This window comes from Martinezella calliandrae (assembly GCF_030272695.1).
GTDB lineage: Bacteria > Pseudomonadota > Alphaproteobacteria > Rhizobiales > Rhizobiaceae > Rhizobium > Rhizobium calliandrae.
Map to the genome: position 1 here is coordinate 109,828 of NZ_JARFYN010000012.1, position 16,300 is coordinate 126,127.

General features: G+C 60.5%; 17 protein-coding genes and 1 pseudogene. 13 read left to right on the top strand and 5 right to left on the bottom strand.

The window, feature by feature from the left end:
• Positions 1 to 48: 48 nt before the first annotated feature.
• Genes PY650_RS11935 through PY650_RS11945 form a run of 3 tightly spaced genes read left to right on the top strand, consistent with a single transcriptional unit; the run spans position 49 to position 3,076 of the window.
• Positions 49 to 639 (top strand): shikimate kinase, encoded by a 591-nt coding sequence (locus PY650_RS11935; RefSeq protein ID WP_285879457.1) that lies wholly within the window; start codon positions 49 to 51, stop codon positions 637 to 639.
• Entirely contained in the window at positions 636 to 1,766 is a 1,131-nt protein-coding gene (gene aroB, locus PY650_RS11940; protein ID WP_285879458.1) for a 3-dehydroquinate synthase, read from the top strand. Before PY650_RS11935 ends, aroB begins: the two co-directional genes overlap by 4 nt.
• Positions 1,766 to 3,076: an HlyC/CorC family transporter gene (locus tag PY650_RS11945; RefSeq protein ID WP_285879459.1), complete on the top strand. Its 1,311-nt coding sequence runs from the start codon at positions 1,766 to 1,768 to the stop codon at positions 3,074 to 3,076. Before aroB ends, PY650_RS11945 begins: the two co-directional genes overlap by 1 nt.
• 4 nt (positions 3,077 to 3,080) lie before the next feature.
• On the opposite strand, the gene PY650_RS11950 is transcribed toward PY650_RS11945, so the two are convergent.
• Positions 3,081 to 3,368, bottom strand: coding sequence for a BolA family protein (locus tag PY650_RS11950; RefSeq protein ID WP_285879461.1), 288 nt, complete (start codon positions 3,366 to 3,368; stop codon positions 3,081 to 3,083).
• A 106-nt stretch (positions 3,369 to 3,474) separates the two neighbouring features.
• On the opposite strand from PY650_RS11950, the gene PY650_RS11955 reads away from it, so the two are divergent.
• From PY650_RS11955 to PY650_RS11975, 5 genes are all read left to right on the top strand, one after another.
• Complete coding sequence (locus PY650_RS11955; RefSeq protein ID WP_285872633.1) at positions 3,475 to 4,095, top strand: J domain-containing protein; 621 nt, start codon at positions 3,475 to 3,477, stop codon at positions 4,093 to 4,095.
• Positions 4,096 to 4,403: 308 nt separating this feature from the next.
• Positions 4,404 to 5,393, top strand: a complete 990-nt coding sequence (gene cobS / locus PY650_RS11960; RefSeq protein WP_285879462.1) for a cobaltochelatase subunit CobS — start codon at positions 4,404 to 4,406, stop codon at positions 5,391 to 5,393.
• A gap of 21 nt (positions 5,394 to 5,414) precedes the next feature.
• Positions 5,415 to 7,313 (top strand): cobaltochelatase subunit CobT, encoded by a 1,899-nt coding sequence (gene cobT / locus PY650_RS11965; protein ID WP_285879464.1) that lies wholly within the window; start codon positions 5,415 to 5,417, stop codon positions 7,311 to 7,313.
• A gap of 82 nt (positions 7,314 to 7,395) precedes the next feature.
• Positions 7,396 to 8,412: an esterase-like activity of phytase family protein gene (locus tag PY650_RS11970; RefSeq protein ID WP_285879465.1), complete on the top strand. Its 1,017-nt coding sequence runs from the start codon at positions 7,396 to 7,398 to the stop codon at positions 8,410 to 8,412.
• 199 nt (positions 8,413 to 8,611) lie between these two features.
• Entirely contained in the window at positions 8,612 to 8,926 is a 315-nt protein-coding gene (locus PY650_RS11975; protein WP_285879466.1) for a hypothetical protein, read from the top strand.
• Between the two features lie 155 nt (positions 8,927 to 9,081).
• Here the strand turns inward: PY650_RS11975 and PY650_RS11980 are convergent, their stop codons facing one another.
• Together PY650_RS11980 and rpmB are read right to left on the bottom strand one after the other, a co-directional pair.
• On the bottom strand, positions 9,082 to 9,717 hold the full coding sequence (locus PY650_RS11980) for a queuosine precursor transporter (protein ID WP_285879467.1): 636 nt from the start codon (positions 9,715 to 9,717) through the stop codon (positions 9,082 to 9,084).
• Positions 9,718 to 9,832: 115 nt separating this feature from the next.
• Positions 9,833 to 10,132, bottom strand: a complete 300-nt coding sequence (rpmB, locus tag PY650_RS11985) for a 50S ribosomal protein L28 (RefSeq protein WP_069612914.1) — start codon at positions 10,130 to 10,132, stop codon at positions 9,833 to 9,835.
• A 237-nt stretch (positions 10,133 to 10,369) separates the two neighbouring features.
• Here rpmB and PY650_RS11990 point away from each other — a divergent pair, with 237 nt between their 5' ends.
• Together PY650_RS11990 and yddG are read left to right on the top strand one after the other, a co-directional pair.
• Positions 10,370 to 11,143 (top strand): DUF3108 domain-containing protein, encoded by a 774-nt coding sequence (locus tag PY650_RS11990; RefSeq protein WP_285879468.1) that lies wholly within the window; start codon positions 10,370 to 10,372, stop codon positions 11,141 to 11,143.
• A 46-nt stretch (positions 11,144 to 11,189) separates the two neighbouring features.
• Positions 11,190 to 12,089, top strand: a complete 900-nt coding sequence (gene yddG / locus PY650_RS11995) for an aromatic amino acid exporter YddG (RefSeq protein WP_285879469.1) — start codon at positions 11,190 to 11,192, stop codon at positions 12,087 to 12,089.
• A gap of 12 nt (positions 12,090 to 12,101) precedes the next feature.
• Here yddG and PY650_RS12000 read toward each other — a convergent pair.
• Both PY650_RS12000 and gloB read right to left on the bottom strand, forming a co-directional pair.
• Positions 12,102 to 12,523 (bottom strand): annotated as a pseudogene (locus tag PY650_RS12000) (cupin domain-containing protein).
• Positions 12,523 to 13,293 (bottom strand): hydroxyacylglutathione hydrolase, encoded by a 771-nt coding sequence (gene gloB, locus PY650_RS12005; protein ID WP_285879470.1) that lies wholly within the window; start codon positions 13,291 to 13,293, stop codon positions 12,523 to 12,525. Before gloB ends, PY650_RS12000 begins: the two are co-directional and overlap by 1 nt.
• Before the next feature lie 53 nt (positions 13,294 to 13,346).
• Between gloB and PY650_RS12010 the strand changes: the two genes are divergently transcribed.
• Genes PY650_RS12010 through PY650_RS12020 form a run of 3 tightly spaced genes read left to right on the top strand, consistent with a single transcriptional unit; the run spans position 13,347 to position 16,263 of the window.
• Positions 13,347 to 14,192, top strand: coding sequence for a class I SAM-dependent methyltransferase (locus PY650_RS12010; protein ID WP_285879472.1), 846 nt, complete (start codon positions 13,347 to 13,349; stop codon positions 14,190 to 14,192).
• 35 nt (positions 14,193 to 14,227) lie between these two features.
• Positions 14,228 to 15,337, top strand: a complete 1,110-nt coding sequence (hisC, locus tag PY650_RS12015) for a histidinol-phosphate transaminase (RefSeq protein WP_285879473.1) — start codon at positions 14,228 to 14,230, stop codon at positions 15,335 to 15,337.
• Positions 15,334 to 16,263 (top strand): prephenate/arogenate dehydrogenase family protein, encoded by a 930-nt coding sequence (locus PY650_RS12020; protein WP_285879474.1) that lies wholly within the window; start codon positions 15,334 to 15,336, stop codon positions 16,261 to 16,263. The genes hisC and PY650_RS12020 overlap by 4 nt, the downstream gene beginning before the upstream one ends.
• Positions 16,264 to 16,300: the final 37 nt, after the last annotated feature.

Sequence of the window (16,300 nt, forward strand, 5' to 3'; positions counted from 1 at the left end):
ACAGGTGCATTTGACGATACCGTTTCCAAACAAATTGTGAATGGGGCGATGAGTGAAGAAGTGCTGACCCTTGCAGAAAGCCTCAGAGACAGAGCGCGCGCCGTGTTGGGCACGCGTAATCTTGTCCTCGTCGGGTTGATGGGGGCGGGAAAATCCTCGATCGGCCGGCTGGTCGCGAACCAGCTCGGCATTCCTTTCGTCGATACCGATATCGAGATCGAGCGCGTGTCGCGCATGACGATCGCCGAGTTGTTCGAGGCTTACGGCGAAGCGGAGTTTCGGGCGCTGGAAACGCGGGTAATCAAGCGGTTGCTCAAGGGCGGCCCCCGCGTTGTTTCCACCGGCGGCGGCGCTTTCATCAATGAGCGGACGCGCCGGCACGTGAAACGCAGCGGCCTGTCGGTCTGGCTGAAGGCCGATCTCGACGTGCTTTGGGATCGTGTCAGCAAGCGCGACACCCGGCCGCTGCTTAAAACCGAGAATCCGAAACAGACCCTCGAAAATCTGATGAACTCGCGCTACCCGATCTATGCGGAGGCCGATCTCACGGTCTTATCGCGCGATGTCGGCAAGGACGTCATGGTCAAGGAAGTCCTTGCCGCGATCGTCGAGGGGAAAGAAGAAAGCAAGATATCATGAATGCGATCACACCGGCGTCGGCGGAGCGCCTCGTCCGCGTGCCCCTAGGCGAGCGCGCCTATGATATTCTGATCGGCCCCGGCCTGATCGCGCGCGCCGGCAAGGAAATCGCAGCTAGGCTGAAAGGCCGCAGGGCTTCCGTCATAACGGACGAACATGTCGCACCGCTCTACCTCGATGCGCTGCTTACGAGCCTTCAAGAGGCCGGTATTCAACCTTCCAAGCTGGTGCTGCCGGCGGGCGAGAAAACCAAGAGCTTCGAGCATTTAATGGCTGTCTGTGATGCGGTGCTCACGGCCCGTATCGAGCGCAACGATGCCGTCATTGCGCTCGGCGGCGGCGTGATCGGCGATCTCTCTGGCTTTGCTGCTGGCATCGTGCGCCGCGGCGTCCGTTTCGTGCAGGTGCCAACCTCGCTGCTGTCGCAGGTGGATTCTTCCGTCGGCGGTAAAACGGGCATCAATACCCACCACGGCAAGAACCTGATCGGCGTCTTCCATCAGCCCGACCTCGTGCTGGCCGATACCGACGTGCTGAATACGCTTAGCGAGCGTGAATTCCGCGCCGGCTACGCCGAGGTCGCCAAATATGGGCTGATCGACAAGCCGGATTTCTTTGCATGGCTGGAGACCAACTGGAAAGAGGTGTTCTCCGGTGGCGCTGCGCGCATCGAGGCGATCGCTGCTAGCTGCCAGGCGAAGTCCGACGTCGTCGTCGCCGACGAACGGGAAAACGGCCCGCGGGCGCTGCTCAATCTCGGTCATACCTTTGGCCATGCATTGGAAGCCGCCACCGCCTATGACAGCCGGCGGTTGGTACACGGCGAGGGCGTTTCCATCGGCACGGTGCTGGCGCATGAATTTTCCTCGCGCCTCAACCTGGCCAGCCCGGACGACGCCAAGCGCGTGGAGACACATCTGAAGGCGGTCGGTCTGCCGACGCGAATGGGCGACATTCCGGGCGAGCTTCCGCCTGCCGAGGTGCTGATGGATGCCATCGCGCAGGACAAGAAGGTCAAGAGCGGCAAGCTCACCTTCATCCTCACCCGCGGCATCGGGCAATCCTTCGTCGCCGATGACGTTCCTGCTTCCGAAGTCCTCAGTTTCCTAAGGGAAAAACATCCGTAATGACGGTTCAAGGCACGCTGGCTGTTTTGTGGGAATATTGGCCTGAGATCATCTCGATCATCGTGCTCGTGTTGCTTTCGGCGTTTTTCTCCGGTTCGGAAACGGCGTTGACGGCCGCCTCGCGCAGCCGCATCCATACGCTGGAAGCGAATGGCGACAAGCAGGCGGGGATCGTGCGGAAGCTCATCGAGCGCCGCGACCGGCTGATCGGAGCGCTGCTGATCGGCAACAACCTCGCCAACATCCTAGCGTCATCGATTGCGACTAGCCTGTTTCTCGGCCTGTTCGGCAGTTCCGGCGTCGCTTTGGCGACGGCGGCCATGACCGTCATCCTCGTCATCTTCGCGGAAGTCCTACCGAAAAGCTGGGCGATCTCGACACCGGATCGTTTTGCTCTGACCGTCGCCGGCACCGTGCGCCTCTTCGTTGCCGTGGTCGGGCCGATGTCGAGCTTTGTCAACGGCATCGTCCGGCGGATCCTCGGCATCTTCGGCATCAATCTCTCCAAGGAAGTGTCGATGCTGTCGGCGCACGACGAGCTGCGCGGCGCCGTCGACCTGCTGCATCGCGAAGGTTCGGTGGTCAAGGCCGACCGCGATCGCCTGGGCGGCGTGCTCGATCTTGGCGAGCTGGAGCTTTCCGACATCATGGTCCATCGCACCGCGATGCGCGCCATCAATGCCGACGACCCGCCGGAGGTTGTCGTGCGGGCCATTCTCGACAGCCCCTATACGCGCATGCCGCTCTGGCGCGGTACGATCGACAATATCATCGGCGTCGTCCATGCCAAGGATCTGCTGAGGGCGCTGGCGGAGCCGAACGTCGAGCCGGAAAATCTCGACATCTCCAAGATCGCGCAAAAGCCCTGGTTTGTGCCCGACAGCACCAATCTCGAAGATCAGCTCAATGCCTTCCTGCGCCGCAAGCAGCATTTCGCCGTCGTCGTCGACGAATATGGCGAAGTGCAGGGCATCGTCACGCTGGAAGACATTCTGGAAGAGATCGTCGGCGATATTGCCGACGAGCACGATCTCGATATTCAGGGCGTGCGGCAGGAGGCCGATGGTTCGATCGTCGTCGACGGCGTCGTGCCGATTCGCGACTTGAACCGCGCTCTGGACTGGGATCTGCCCGACAAGGAGGCGACGACAATTGCCGGCCTCGTCATTCACGAATCAATGACCATTCCGGAAGAGCGCCAGGCCTTCACTTTCTACGGCAAGCGCTTCATCGTCATGAAGCGAGAAAAGAACCGCATCACCAAAATCAGGATCAGGCCGGCAGAGACGGAAGAGGGTAACCGGCAGTAACGACTTACCACAGCACGGTTTCGCCCGGGGCTGCAGGCTCGAGCGCCAGCGCATGCAGCCCGGCATCCAGCTCCGGCTTCAAAAGATCAGTTATCGCCTTGTGGCGGGCAAGTCGCGGCATGCCGGCGAACTTGGCGGAGACGATCCGAACTCTTACATGAGTTTCGCCCGTTCCGGTCATGCCGGGCTGATGGCCGGCGTGCATGTGGCTCTCGTTGATGACAATGAGACGCTCCGGCGCGAAGGCGTCGGTGAGCTTTTTCTCAATGCGGGATTGAAGTGTCGTTTCCATTTTCCCGCCATCACTTTGTTCGCGAAAAAGGTTCCCACAAAGCCTGCAACATTCCGATTTGTCAATTCTTGTTGTCGGGTAGCTGAGGCCCCATAATTAGGCCGCCATGAGACTCGATTCAAAATACTTCGATCGCATTCGAACCCGCCGCAAACGCGAGCCGGAAGCCGAACAGGCCCCGCCGACGTGCCAGTGGGACGGCTGCGACAAAAAGGGCACGCATCGTGCGCCGGTCGGGCGCAATGCGGAAGGGCAGTTCTTTTTGTTCTGCTTCGAGCACGTCAAGGAATACAACAAGGGCTACAATTATTTCTCCGGCCTCTCGGACGGCGAGATTGCGCGCTACCAGAAGGAGGCCATCACCGGCCATCGTCCGACCTGGACCGTCGGCGTCAATAAGGCGGCGCGCAACAGCCCGCTGCATTCCGACATCCGCTCCGGTTCCTATGCCCGGGTGCGCGATCCCTTCGGATTCGTCAAGGAAGGGCAGGGCCCGGGACGCGGACCGCGTTTCCCGCAGGAGCGCAAGCTGAAAACGCTCGAGGCGAAGGCCTTCGACACGATGGGGCTGGGTGCAAATGCCACCGGGCCGGAGATCAAGAGCCGTTACAAGGAATTGGTGAAGAAGCACCATCCGGACGCCAACGGGGGCGATCGCGGGTCGGAAGAGCGGTTTCGCGCGGTCATTCAGGCCTATCAATTGTTGAAGCAGAACGGTTTTTGTTAATTCCTGTCCTTGCTCTCCGCCTTCAATCAGGTATGGTCCAAATCGGCTGAGGCCGCAGGCAACTGCGGCAAGGTGCGCTTTTGGCTGGCTGCACCTCGGCCTACTTTCCGGACGCGGCGTTTCTTGTCCGGGACTCAGTTCAAGAATGCTCGCCAGCGGTCAATTCATCGCGCCGAGGTTTCGCTTCAGTCCCGGAGAAGTATCGCCGATGTCCGACCGGACGGATGCGGGCAACAAGCTGCGGCGTCACGGATACAAATGGCTGAGATTGATATGGCTGGGTGACAGTCACCCGCCCTGGAGACATGATGAGCAAGATTGACCTTGATATTTCCGAGCTTCCCGACACCACTGTTTCGGTCCGCGAAGTCTTTGGCATCGATTCCAATATCCGCGTTCCGGCATACAGCAAGGGCGACGCCTATGTGCCCGACCTTGACACCGACTATCTCTTCGACCGCGAGACGACGCTCGCCATTCTCGCCGGCTTTGCCCATAACCGCCGCGTGATGATCTCCGGCTATCACGGCACCGGCAAATCGTCACATATCGAACAGGTTGCAGCTCGCCTCAACTGGCCGTGTGTGCGCATCAACCTCGACAGCCATGTCAGCCGTATCGATCTCGTCGGCAAGGATGCGATCGTCGTCAAGGACGGCCTACAAGTTACCGAATTCAAGGATGGCATCCTGCCCTGGGCTTATCAGCACAATGTCGCGCTCGTCTTCGACGAATACGATGCCGGTCGCCCGGATGTTATGTTCGTTATCCAGCGCGTGCTGGAATCTTCGGGCCGCCTGACGCTGCTCGACCAGAGCCGTGTTATCCGTCCTCACCCGGCCTTCCGCCTGTTTGCGACCGCCAACACCATCGGTCTTGGCGACACGACCGGCCTTTATCACGGTACGCAGCAGATCAACCAGGCACAGATGGACCGCTGGTCCATCGTTACGACGCTGAACTATCTGCCGCACAACAACGAAGTCGATATCGTGCTGGCGAAGGTGAAGTCCTTCCGCACGGAGAAAGGCCGCGACATCGTGTCCAAGATGGTGCGCGTTGCCGATCTGACCCGTGCCGCCTTCATGAACGGCGATCTTTCCACCGTTATGAGCCCGCGTACGGTCATCACCTGGGCCGAGAATGCGGAAATCTTCGGCGATGTCGCCTTTGCCTTCCGCGTGACCTTCCTTAACAAGTGCGATGAGCTGGAGCGGCCGCTGGTCGCCGAGCAGTATCAGCGTGCCTTCGGCGTCGAGCTGAAAGAAAGCGCTGCCAACATCGTACTTGAAGCCTAAGAGAAGAAGAGCCAGCAAGTCATGGCAGGTCGCGGAGACAATTCCAAAGCGAAGCCGGGCGCTCCGGTGGACATGGAGCCGTTGCGTCGGGCGATTACCGGCTGCGTGCGCTCTATCGCCGGCGATGCCGAGGTCGAGGTGGCCTTTGCCAACGAACGCCCGGGGATGACGGGAGAGCGCATTCGTCTGCCGGAGCTTTCGAGACGGCCGACGGCGCATGAGCTGGCCGTGACGCGCGGCCTTGGCGACTCGATGGCGCTGAGGCTTGCCTGCCACGATGCCCGCGTCCACGCCACCATGGCGCCGCAGGGTGCCGATGCCCGCTCGATCTTCGATGCCGTCGAACAGGCGCGCGTGGAATCGATCGGTGCGCTGCGCATGAGCGGTATGGCCGCCAACCTCAACTCGATGAATGCCGAGAAATATTCCAAGGCGAATTTCTCAGGCATCGAGCGGCGAGAGGATGCGCCCCTCGGCGAAGCCATGGCGATGATCGTGCGCGAGAAGCTGACCGGCCAGCAGCCGCCGGAAAGCGCCGGCAAGGTGCTCGACCTCTGGCGTTCATTCATCGAGGACAAGACCGGCGGCGAGCTCGACAATCTGCTGTCCACCATCAACGACCAGCAGGGTTTTGCGCGCGTCATCCGCAATATGCTTACGGCCATGGATATGGCCGAGGAATATGGCGATGAGGAGATGGAGCCGGATTCCGATGACGAGTCGGCCGAGGAGGACAAGCCGAGCGGCGAGGATCAGGACGACCAGGATGTCGAGAGCGATGATGGTTCCGACTCCGCGCCCGCCGAAGATAGCGAAGCCTCCGACGAGCAGATGGACGACGGCGAGATGGACGGCGCCGAAATCTCCGACGACGACATGAGCGAGGAGGGAGAAGAGGATTCGGAGACGCCGGGCGAGACCCGCCGTCCGAACACGCCCTTCGCCGACTTCAACGAGAAAGTCGATTATCACGTCTTCACCGAGGAATTCGATGAAACGACGACGGCGCAGGAACTCTGCGACACCGTCGAGCTCGAACGCCTGCGTGCCTTTCTCGACAAGCAGCTTGCGCACCTGCAGGGCGCGGTCGGGCGGCTTGCCAACCGCTTGCAGCGCCGGCTGATGGCGCAGCAGAATCGCGCCTGGGATTTCGATCTGGAAGAGGGATATCTCGACCCGGCGCGGCTGACGCGCCTGATCATCGATCCGATGCAGGCCCTGTCCTTCAAGATGGAGCGCGATACGCAGTTCCGCGATACGGTCGTGACGCTGCTGATTGACAATTCCGGCTCGATGCGCGGCCGGCCGATCACCGTTGCGGCGACCTGCGCCGATATTTTGGCGCGAACGCTGGAACGCTGCGGCGTTAAGGTCGAGATCCTTGGCTTCACCACCAAGGCCTGGAAGGGCGGACAGGCGCGCGAGAAATGGCTCGCAAGCGGCAAGCCGCAGACGCCGGGCCGGCTCAACGATCTCCGCCACATCGTCTACAAATCCGCCGACGAGCCCTACCGGCGGGCGAGAACCAATCTCGGGCTGATGATGCGCGAAGGCCTGCTCAAGGAAAATATCGACGGCGAGGCGTTGATCTGGGCGCATAATCGCCTGCTCGGCCGCCGCGAGCAACGCCGCATCCTGATGATGATCTCGGACGGCGCGCCGGTCGACGATTCGACGCTGTCGGTCAACCCGGGCAATTACCTGGAGCGGCACCTGCGCGCCGTGATCGAGCAGATTGAGACGCGCTCGCCGGTGGAGCTGCTGGCGATTGGTATTGGCCACGACGTCACGCGCTACTATCGGCGCGCCGTGACGATCGTCGATGCCGACGAATTGGCCGGCGCCATGACGGAGCAACTCGCATCGCTGTTCGAGGATCAGGCAAGCTTGCCGCGCTCACGCATGCGCAGCGCAAGCTGAATAGCCGATAATTCTGCCCGCGTCGGCCGCTCGGCCGGCACTTTGCCGATTTTCTCCCAGTTCCAAGGCGGCCCGAGAGCCCATGAAACGCCTTTCAAGCGCGACCATGCTTGTGATGCTACTCGCCGGCTGCGGCCCAATGGATACATCGGAGGGCGGGCCGGCGGAAATCCATGCGACGGCGATTTCGGCGCTCAGGCCCGGTTCCGAGCAGACCCGGTTCGGTGCGCTCGAATTCCTCGGTGGTCTCGAACTCAGCTCCGACAATGCGCTCCTCGGCGCCCTATCTTCCATTCGCTTCCGCCCTGATCAGCGTCAGTTCGTTTCTGTCCTGGATACCGGCCACTGGCTGACCGGGGCGATTGAGCGTGACAAGGACGGCAGGCTGAGTGGCGTCGTCGATGCCCGCATCATGCCGATGATCGATCGTTTCGGTGAGACGGATGCCGGAAAGGGCGCAACGGATGCGGAGGGGCTGGCGTTGCGGGATAATCACGTGCTCGTCAGCTACGAGCAGAATCATCGCGTCGACGCCTATCCCAATCCCGGTTTCGAGACATCGCCGCCGGATGGCAACATTCCGATCGTGATCCCGAAGAGGCAACTGCGCGCCAACCGCAGTTTGGAAGCCTTGATGATCGCGCCGCAATCAAGCCAGCTGTTGGGGGCGACAGTGATCGTCGCGGAGCGTAGCCTCGACGATCAGGGGAACATGCTTGCGGCAATCCTCGACGGACCGCTGAAGGGCCGTTTCACAGTGCGTCACTATGACGATTTCGACGCCAGCGACGGCGTTTTCCTGCCCGATGGCGATCTGCTGCTGCTGGAGCGGCGCTTCGATCTGGCGCACGGTATCGGCGTGCGCATCCGTCGCATTAGAGGCGACGATATCCGCCCTGATGCGATCGTCGACGGCGACATTGTCTTCCAAGCCGGGTCTAATATGCAGATCGATAATATGGAAGGACTGGACGCCTTCCGAGCCGAAGATGGCACGACCCATCTGATCATGGTTTCCGACGACAACCATTCGATCCTGCAGCGGAGCTTGATGCTGGAATTCCGGCTGCTCGATGAGAACCTGGTCAGCCTGAAATAAGCTCGGCCGGAGAGGCGGCAACCGGCATTGAGGAAAGCTGGCCGCCGGGCTGCATGCTGGCTTTTCACTTCCCAGGATAGGATAAGTGCACGCCCGTTATCGATAAACCCCTCGTTCTGGTGCATGGCTTGTTTGGCAGCTTGAGCGACCCCAAGATCCTCGGTGCTTTCGGGAATGCCGATGTTCAAGCGCCTGACCTGTGTTCTGGTCCGGGCAAATCGCCGTCAAATCCGACGAAGAGGTTGCTGAGATCATCTCGGGCTATGAAGCGGACCCGGATGCATGGATCGCGGGCGCGGGCGTGCGGCTTGACGATTGGACGTCGATGCTTGCGAGACAGTGGCTGGCAAACCAGCCGGCCTCAACCATCAAGGCGCAGGCGAAGGCCGTTGTCGCGGCTACGGGAAGAGTCGACTACCTCGAGGGCATCCGAGGTCTGATGGCGTCTGACATGCCCGTCTATCTTATCGCCGGCGCGTTCGGCGCAGGGATGGGACATGCCAGACTGGGCTAACGATATGTGCATAGTGCGAATCAACATACGGAACGCCGGTCACTTGATGATGGCGGAGGATCCGGCAGCTTTCTCTGCGGCGGTCCTCACCTGGCTCTCCTATCGCTGAAGAACCGAAGCGTCGCGGGTATGCCGCACGCTTCGATCTCAGCTGCTCAGGCGGCCCGGGCTGGCTTCATCGGCTTCAGCACGTTCATCAGCGCGCCATACGGCAGCAGCATGACGAGGCCGACCGTCATCTTCACGGAGAAATCGCCGATCGCCCAGGAGATCCAGCGCGGTGCCGACGTCTGGAAGACACCGAGGATCGGCGCCCAGTCGATCGCGAAGGGCTCGTTGGGGCCGAAAAACGCGAAGAACGGCGCGAAAGCGAAGGAGAAGAACATCACGGTGTCCAACATCGAGCCGATCAGTGAACCGAACAGCGGTGCGCGCCACCAGGCCATGCGGCGCAGGCGGTTGAACACGGAGATGTCGAGAAGCTGGCCGGCGAGATAGGCCGAACCGGAGGCGATCGCGATGCGTGGCTGCGCGGTATAGAACGACAAAGCGACGCCGACGACGAAACCGGCAAACACCACCTTTCGCGCGGCCTTGGGGCCGAACTGGCGGTTGGTGAGATCGGTGATCAGGAAGGCGACGGGATAGGTAAACGCGCCCCAGGTGAGGATATCCGCAAGATTGACGCCGGCAAGCGTCGCATGCAGCGGATACTGCACGAGGATATTGGAGGCGACGACGACCAGCGTCATCAGCAGAACGTAGAGAAGGGTATGGCGTGCTGTAAGCATTTTTTTATCCTGGGTGATGCCACCAGTTGGAGGAAACCAGACATGGAAAAAGGCTTGTCCGGAAGTTATCCGTGCAAGCCTTTTAGCCCGTATGATATCGCAAAGTACCTGTAGCTTAGGCAGCTACGGCAGCTTCAGCGGACTTCTTGACGATCTGACGACGCAGCAGGCGAGCGCGCATGCTGAGTTCGTTTTCGCTTGCCTTCAGGAGGAAAGCGTCCAGACCGCCGCGATGCTCGACCGAGCGGAGCGCTGCAGCGGAAACGCGCAGGCGGTAGCGCTGGCCGAGAACGTCGGAGATCAGCGTGACCTGGCAGAGGTTCGGCAGGAACCGACGCTTGGTCTTGTTATTGGCGTGGCTGACATTGTTGCCCACGAGGACGGCCTTGCCGGTCAATTCGCACATGCGGGACATGAAACACCTACTTTTGTTTTTCTTGGCCATCGGATAGTCATTCCGGGCAAAACCCAGCGCGCAATCCAACAGGCCATAATTGGAAAGTTGCGGTTCTATAGTCAGCGCGGCCGGCTACGTCAAGCCAAACCTTGAGCTTTCCCGCAATTCCGTCAAAAAGCTGCTGTTTTCTCACCGTCGCAGGAAGTGCATAATGCGCCTATATATGCTGCCTGCTCTTTGTTAAAGGCTCTGGTCATGGTTCTTCGAAGGTGGCTTTTTATTTCGGCTCTGGTGGCGTCGATGCCGTTGATGGCATCGGCCGAAGTGCTGCGGCATGAAACGCAATATCGTGTGGCGCTTGCGGGCTTTCCGATCGCGAGGGCGGATTTCAAGACCGAGGTCAAGAACAAGCAGTTTACAATCCGGGGCGATATTACCTCGGCCGGCCTCGCAGATCTTGTCACGTCGATCGATGCGAAAACCGATGTAACAGGCACTGTCGGCGACAGCAAGCTACAAGCGACGCATTACACGCTCTATTACAAGAGCGGCAAAAAGGAACGCACCTACGATGTCGCCTACGCCAATGGCAATGTGACGTCGAATACGATCACACCGGAGCCGAAGCGACCGCAGAGTTGGATACCCATCCATGATGCGGATTTGCGCTCGGTGCTCGACCCGATTTCTGGCATGATCTTTCCGGCCACTGCCAATCTCAACCTCTGCAATCAGACCTTGGCTGTCTTCGACGGCGAGATGCGCATGGATCTGAAACTGTCGCCGAAGGGATCTCACACGTTTTCGACGGATGGGTTCAAGGGCAAGACGATCGCTTGCGGCGTGCGCTTCATGCCCAAGAGCGGCTATAAGGGAACGCGCAAGGATTATCTCTATCTCGCCAAGACCGATGGCATGGAGATCTGGTTTGCCAAGGCCGACACCATGAATGTATATGCACCTGTCTACGTCCGTATCCCGACGCAATATGGAACAGTGACGATAACCGCCGTGAAATACGGCAGCTAGACGGGCTTCTGACAGAATGGCCCGCGGCGACAGACTGGGGGCCAGCTTGAAGTTTCGCGCAACATTGACGGGGTTTGCGGCCATCGTGATGTGGTCGTTTCTGGCGTTGCTGACTGTGGCGTCGGGTAAGATACCGCCGTTTCAATTACTTGCCATCTGTTTCGCCATCGGCAGCATCCCCGGCATCGTTGTTCTCACATCGAGGCCAGAGCGCGCGCGATTGCTGCGTCAGCCGGCCAAGGTCTGGATCACCGGCATTGGCGGACTGTTCGGCTATCATTTTCTCTATTTCACCGCCCTGCGTCATGCGCCGGCAGTCGAGGCGGGGTTGATCGCCTACCTCTGGCCGTTGCTGATCGTCGTCGGTTCGGCGCTTTTGCCGGGCGAGCGGTTGCGCTGGTACCATATCGTCGGCGCACTGATGGGGCTAGCCGGCACGGTGCTGATCGTCGGACGCAACGGGTTTCACTTCGAAGGAGCTCATGCCATCGGTTATGGGGCGGCTTTCCTTTGTGCTTTCACCTGGTCCGGTTATTCGCTGATCACGCGCCGGTTCGAGGCGGTGTCGACCGATGTCGTCACCATATTCTGTCTAGTGACGTCAGCTCTTTCCTTGGTCTGCCACCTCGGGCTGGAGAATACGATCTGGCCGGAGACGACGTCGCAATGGATCGCCGTTCTTGGGCTCGGCCTCTTTCCGGTGGGGGCTGCCTTCTACGCCTGGGATTATGGCGTCAAGAACGGCGATATCCAGATTCTCGGCGCTGCCAGCTATGCGGCACCGCTGCTCTCGACGCTGATCCTGACCGTTTTCGGTTTTGCCGAAGCGAGTTGGGGCATTGCGCTTGCCTGCCTTCTGGTGACCGGCGGCGCCGTGCTGGCGGCCCACAGGATGATCCTGCGCCGTGACGGGGGTGGCGCGGCGCAGGCGGAAGCGGCCGAATAGGCTTTCGGCGGCTCAGGCGGCGGGTTTCCAGTCAGGCGCGGCCATTTCGAAGCTCGAAAACTCAAAGCCGGGTGCGACTGTGCAGCCCACAAGCGTAAATTCGCCAAGGCATTGGCCGCCTGCCACCAGTCTGCTGGAATGATCGCCTGAGGACGCTCGCCTTTTGCGAGGTCGGCGCCGAGAACAATCGTCTCGCTCATCTTACCATCGGCGGAACGATAGAGCGCCAGTGGGGCACCGGCATAATAGTGCCAGACCTCGGCCGCATCGCGCACCCGGTGCCAATGCGAGCGCTGGCCCGCTTCCAAGAGGTAGTAGATTGCGGTCGAATGTCCGCGCGCGCCGCCGTGCTGATCGCGAAATGTCTGCACATACCAGCCGCCCTCCGGATGCGGCTGCATGGAAAGCGCCTCGATGATCTCTTTCGGCTGCATCAGAAATTGTCCTTGCGCTTGCGGATTTCGGCAAAAACTTCCTCGTTGCTGCGGCTTTCCATCAGCAGATTCCTGCGGATCGACGGGTCGGCGGCGCGCAGGAAGGGATTGGTTTCCTTCTCCAGCGCGAGCGTCGTCGGGATGGTGAATTTGCCTTCGGCCCTTAGAGCCTCGATGTCGGCGGCACGCGCTTTTAGCCTTTCATTGCCGGGATCAATGGTCACGGCAAATCGGGCGTTGGAGAGCGTATATTCGTGACCGAAATAGATAGCGGTTTCGTCCGGTAATACGGCAAGCTTCTGCAGAGATGCCCACATGTCCGCCGCCGGCCGTTCGAACAGCCGACCGCAGCCGAGCGCAAACAGCGTGTCGGCGGCGAAAAGCAGCTTGTCGTCAACGAAGTGGTAACAGATATGGCCGGCCGTATGGCCTGGTGTCTCGATGACATCGACGGTGTGATTGCCGAACTCGAAGGTGTCGCCGTCGCCATAGGCGCGGTCGAGGCCCGGAATGGCGACGGCCTCGTTGATCGGACCGATGATCTCGCAGCCGAATTGCTCCTTCAGCGCCAAATTGCCTTCGACATGGTCGGTATGATGATGGGTGGTGAGGATGTGGGTGATCGTCCAGCCGCGGCGTTCAGCGGCCGCCAGAATGGGGTCCGCCTCGGGAGCGTCGATCGATGCCGTATAGCCGCTTTCGGGATCATGGACGAGTACGCCAAAATTGTCGGAGCGGCAGATAAATACCTCTAATTCCAAGGGTTTCATGGTCGAAATAGTCCTCATCGATGCGGTTTACTCGGAATGTAGGCGGTTCGGCCTTGAAGTCCAACGGCCGGCTGATAACATTTATGGCGATGCACGCCGATATCGTCGATCTCCGCCAATTCTATCATTCCGAGCTCGGGCGCTTGGCGGAACAGTCTATCGCCATGGCGCTTTCTTCGATCTGGTCGCGGCTGCCGGATGAGCGTCTTGTAGGCCTCGGCTATGCCGTTCCCTATCTCGATCGTTTCCGCGCCGATACCGAGCGCACCTTCGCCTTCATGCCGGCCGGGCAGGGGGCCGTGAATTGGCCGGTGGATTCGGTGTCGTCGACAGCACTGATCTTCGATGAGGAATTGCCGCTGCCGGACAGTTCCATCGACCGCGTGTTGATGGTGCATTCGCTTGAATTCGCCGAGAGCCCGCGCGAGACGCTAAAGGAGCTTTGGCGGGTTTTAGCGCCCGGCGGCCGGCTCGTCATCGTGGTGCCGAACCGCAGAGGCGTGTGGGCGCGCATGGAGCACACGCCCTTCGGTTCCGGTCGCCCCTATTCGCGCGGGCAGCTCACTGCGCTGCTGCGCGAGACCAATTTCACGCCGGGAGCGACGGCGGAAGCACTCTTCTTTCCTCCTTCAAAGCTGCGCGCATTCTTGCGTCTCAGACGCGCTTTCGAGCGGGTCGGTCGTACCCTCTGGCCGGCTTTTTCCGGTGTCATCATCGTCGAGGCGCAGAAGCGGCTTTATCAGGGCCTGCCGGTTGCCGTCCGCGCTTCGCGCCGCGTCTTCGTACCGGTATTGGCGCCGCGCGGCATCCCGACGACGCGCGACGGTGTGTCGTTGGATGGGCGACCGCCAAACACTCGACAAATTCGTCAATCCGCATTAATGCCACGGGGTGTCTAAACCGGAATTTTCCGGCCCTTCCCAAGGTCGATCCCATGAGCATGGAAATGAGCAAGCCCGTCCCGCGCCCCGGCATCCTCGATATCGCCGCCTATGTGCCGGGTAAGGAACATGCGCCGGGCGTTGCGCGGGTGTTTAAGCTCTCCTCGAACGAGACGCCGTTCGGCGCAAGCCCGAAGGCCATCGAGGCTTTCCGTGCTGCCGGCGAGCACTTGGAGCGCTATCCGGACGGGCAGGCCAAGGAGCTGCGCCAGGCGATCGCCGACGTTCACGGCTTAAATACCGCCAATATCCTCTGCGGCAACGGTTCCGACGAGCTGCTCGCTCTGCTCTGCCATGTTTATCTTGGCGCCGGCGATGAAGGCATCGTCACCGAGCACGGCTTCCTGATCTACAAGATCCAGATCATGGCCGCAGGTGCTACACCGGTTACGGTGAAGGAGAAGGATTGCAAGGTCGATGTCGACGCGATTCTCGCCGCTGTCACCGACAAAACCAAGATCGTCTTCATCGCCAATCCGGCAAATCCGACAGGCACCTATGTACCGGTCAGCGAAATCCGTCGTCTGCAAGCGGGTTTGCCGAGGCATGTCATCCTCGTGCTTGACGCTGCCTATGCCGAATATGTCCGCCGAAACGACTATGAGGCCGGCCTCGAAATCGTCTCCTCGAATTCCAATGTCATCATGACCCGCACATTCTCGAAGATTTACGGGCTGGCAGCGTTGCGTGTCGGCTGGATGTACGGGCCGGTCGATATTGTCGATGCGCTGAGCCGTGTCCGCATGCCGTTCAACATGAATGGTGCCGCCATTGCCGCTGGTGCTGCCGCGATGCGCGATCAGGCCTTCATTGCACAGGCGGTTGCGCACAACATTCTGTGGATCGAGAAAGTGACGAAAGCATTCGAAGCCCTCGGTCTCGAGGTCACGCCGTCGGTCGCCAACTTCGTGCTCGTGCATTTTCCCGATACCGACGGCAAGCGCGCCGCCGATGCCGACGAGTTCCTGACCAGCCGCGGTTATATCCTGCGCGCTGTGCGTGCTTACGGCTTCCCGAATTCGCTGCGCATGAGCATCGGCACGGAAGAGGCCAATCTGGGCGTCATCGACGCGCTGACCGAATTTATGGGACCGAAGGCATGAGCAGCATTCAGTTCGACCGTATTGCGCTGATCGGCATCGGCCTGATCGGCTCGTCGATCGCCCATGATATCAAGCGCCTCGGCCTCGCCAAGGAGGTGGTGATCTCGACGCGCAGCGCGGAAACGCTGAGGCGCGCCGAAGAACTCAAGCTCGGAGACCGTTATACGCCTTCGTCAGCAGAGGCGGTTAATGATGCCGATCTCGTCGTCGTCTCGGTGCCAGTCGGCGCTTCGGGAAGCGTTGCCGCGGAAATCGCCGCGCACCTGAAGCCCGGGGCCATCGTTACGGACGTCGGCTCCACCAAGGCCTCCGTTATCGCACAGATGCAGCCGCATATGCCAGGTAACGTACATTTCATTCCTGGCCATCCCATTGCAGGCACGGAACGGTCCGGGCCTGACGCCGGTTTTGCCGGGCTATTCGAGGGCCGCTGGTGCATCTTCACGCCGATCCCCGGCACGGATGAACAGGCAATCAAGAGGCTCCGCCATTTCTGGGAAACGCTCGGTTCGCGTGTCGATGAAATGGATGCCGCCCATCACGACAAGGTGCTGGCGATCGTCTCGCATCTGCCGCATCTCATCGCATATAACATCGTCGGCACGGCTGATGATCTGGAGACGGTGACGGAATCGGAAGTGATCAAATATTCCGCCTCCGGATTCCGTGACTTCACCCGTCTCGCCGCTTCCGACCCGACCATGTGGCGTGACGTCTGCCTCCACAATCGCGATGCCATTCTGGAGATGCTGGCGCGTTTCTCGGAAGACCTTGCCTATTTGCAGCGCGCCATCCGCTGGGGTGAAGGCGACAAGATCTTCGATCTCTTCACCCGCACCCGCGCCATCCGCCGCTCGATCGTCGAGGCCGGCCAGGACGTCGACGCCGCGGATTTCGGCCGTCACGCACTGGATGCGAAGAAGTAGGCATCGACTACCTTCTCCCCGCAGGGGCGAAGGTGTT

Coding starts and splice junctions, on each gene's coding strand:
- aroB (WP_285879458.1), top strand. CDS start 636: ATGAATGCGATCACACCGGCGTCGGCGGAGCGCCTCGTCCGCGTGCCC.
- cobS (WP_285879462.1), top strand. CDS start 4,404: ATGAGCAAGATTGACCTTGATATTTCCGAGCTTCCCGACACCACTGTT.
- PY650_RS11950 (WP_285879461.1), bottom strand. CDS start 3,368: ATGGAAACGACACTTCAATCCCGCATTGAGAAAAAGCTCACCGACGCC.
- PY650_RS11980 (WP_285879467.1), bottom strand. CDS start 9,717: ATGCTTACAGCACGCCATACCCTTCTCTACGTTCTGCTGATGACGCTG.
- hisC (WP_285879473.1), top strand. CDS start 14,228: ATGAGCATGGAAATGAGCAAGCCCGTCCCGCGCCCCGGCATCCTCGAT.
- PY650_RS11955 (WP_285872633.1), top strand. CDS start 3,475: ATGAGACTCGATTCAAAATACTTCGATCGCATTCGAACCCGCCGCAAA.
- cobT (WP_285879464.1), top strand. CDS start 5,415: ATGGCAGGTCGCGGAGACAATTCCAAAGCGAAGCCGGGCGCTCCGGTG.
- PY650_RS11990 (WP_285879468.1), top strand. CDS start 10,370: ATGGTTCTTCGAAGGTGGCTTTTTATTTCGGCTCTGGTGGCGTCGATG.
- PY650_RS11945 (WP_285879459.1), top strand. CDS start 1,766: ATGACGGTTCAAGGCACGCTGGCTGTTTTGTGGGAATATTGGCCTGAG.
- PY650_RS11970 (WP_285879465.1), top strand. CDS start 7,396: ATGAAACGCCTTTCAAGCGCGACCATGCTTGTGATGCTACTCGCCGGC.
- PY650_RS11935 (WP_285879457.1), top strand. CDS start 49: ATGAGTGAAGAAGTGCTGACCCTTGCAGAAAGCCTCAGAGACAGAGCG.
- gloB (WP_285879470.1), bottom strand. CDS start 13,293: ATGAAACCCTTGGAATTAGAGGTATTTATCTGCCGCTCCGACAATTTT.
- PY650_RS12020 (WP_285879474.1), top strand. CDS start 15,334: ATGAGCAGCATTCAGTTCGACCGTATTGCGCTGATCGGCATCGGCCTG.
- rpmB (WP_069612914.1), bottom strand. CDS start 10,132: ATGTCCCGCATGTGCGAATTGACCGGCAAGGCCGTCCTCGTGGGCAAC.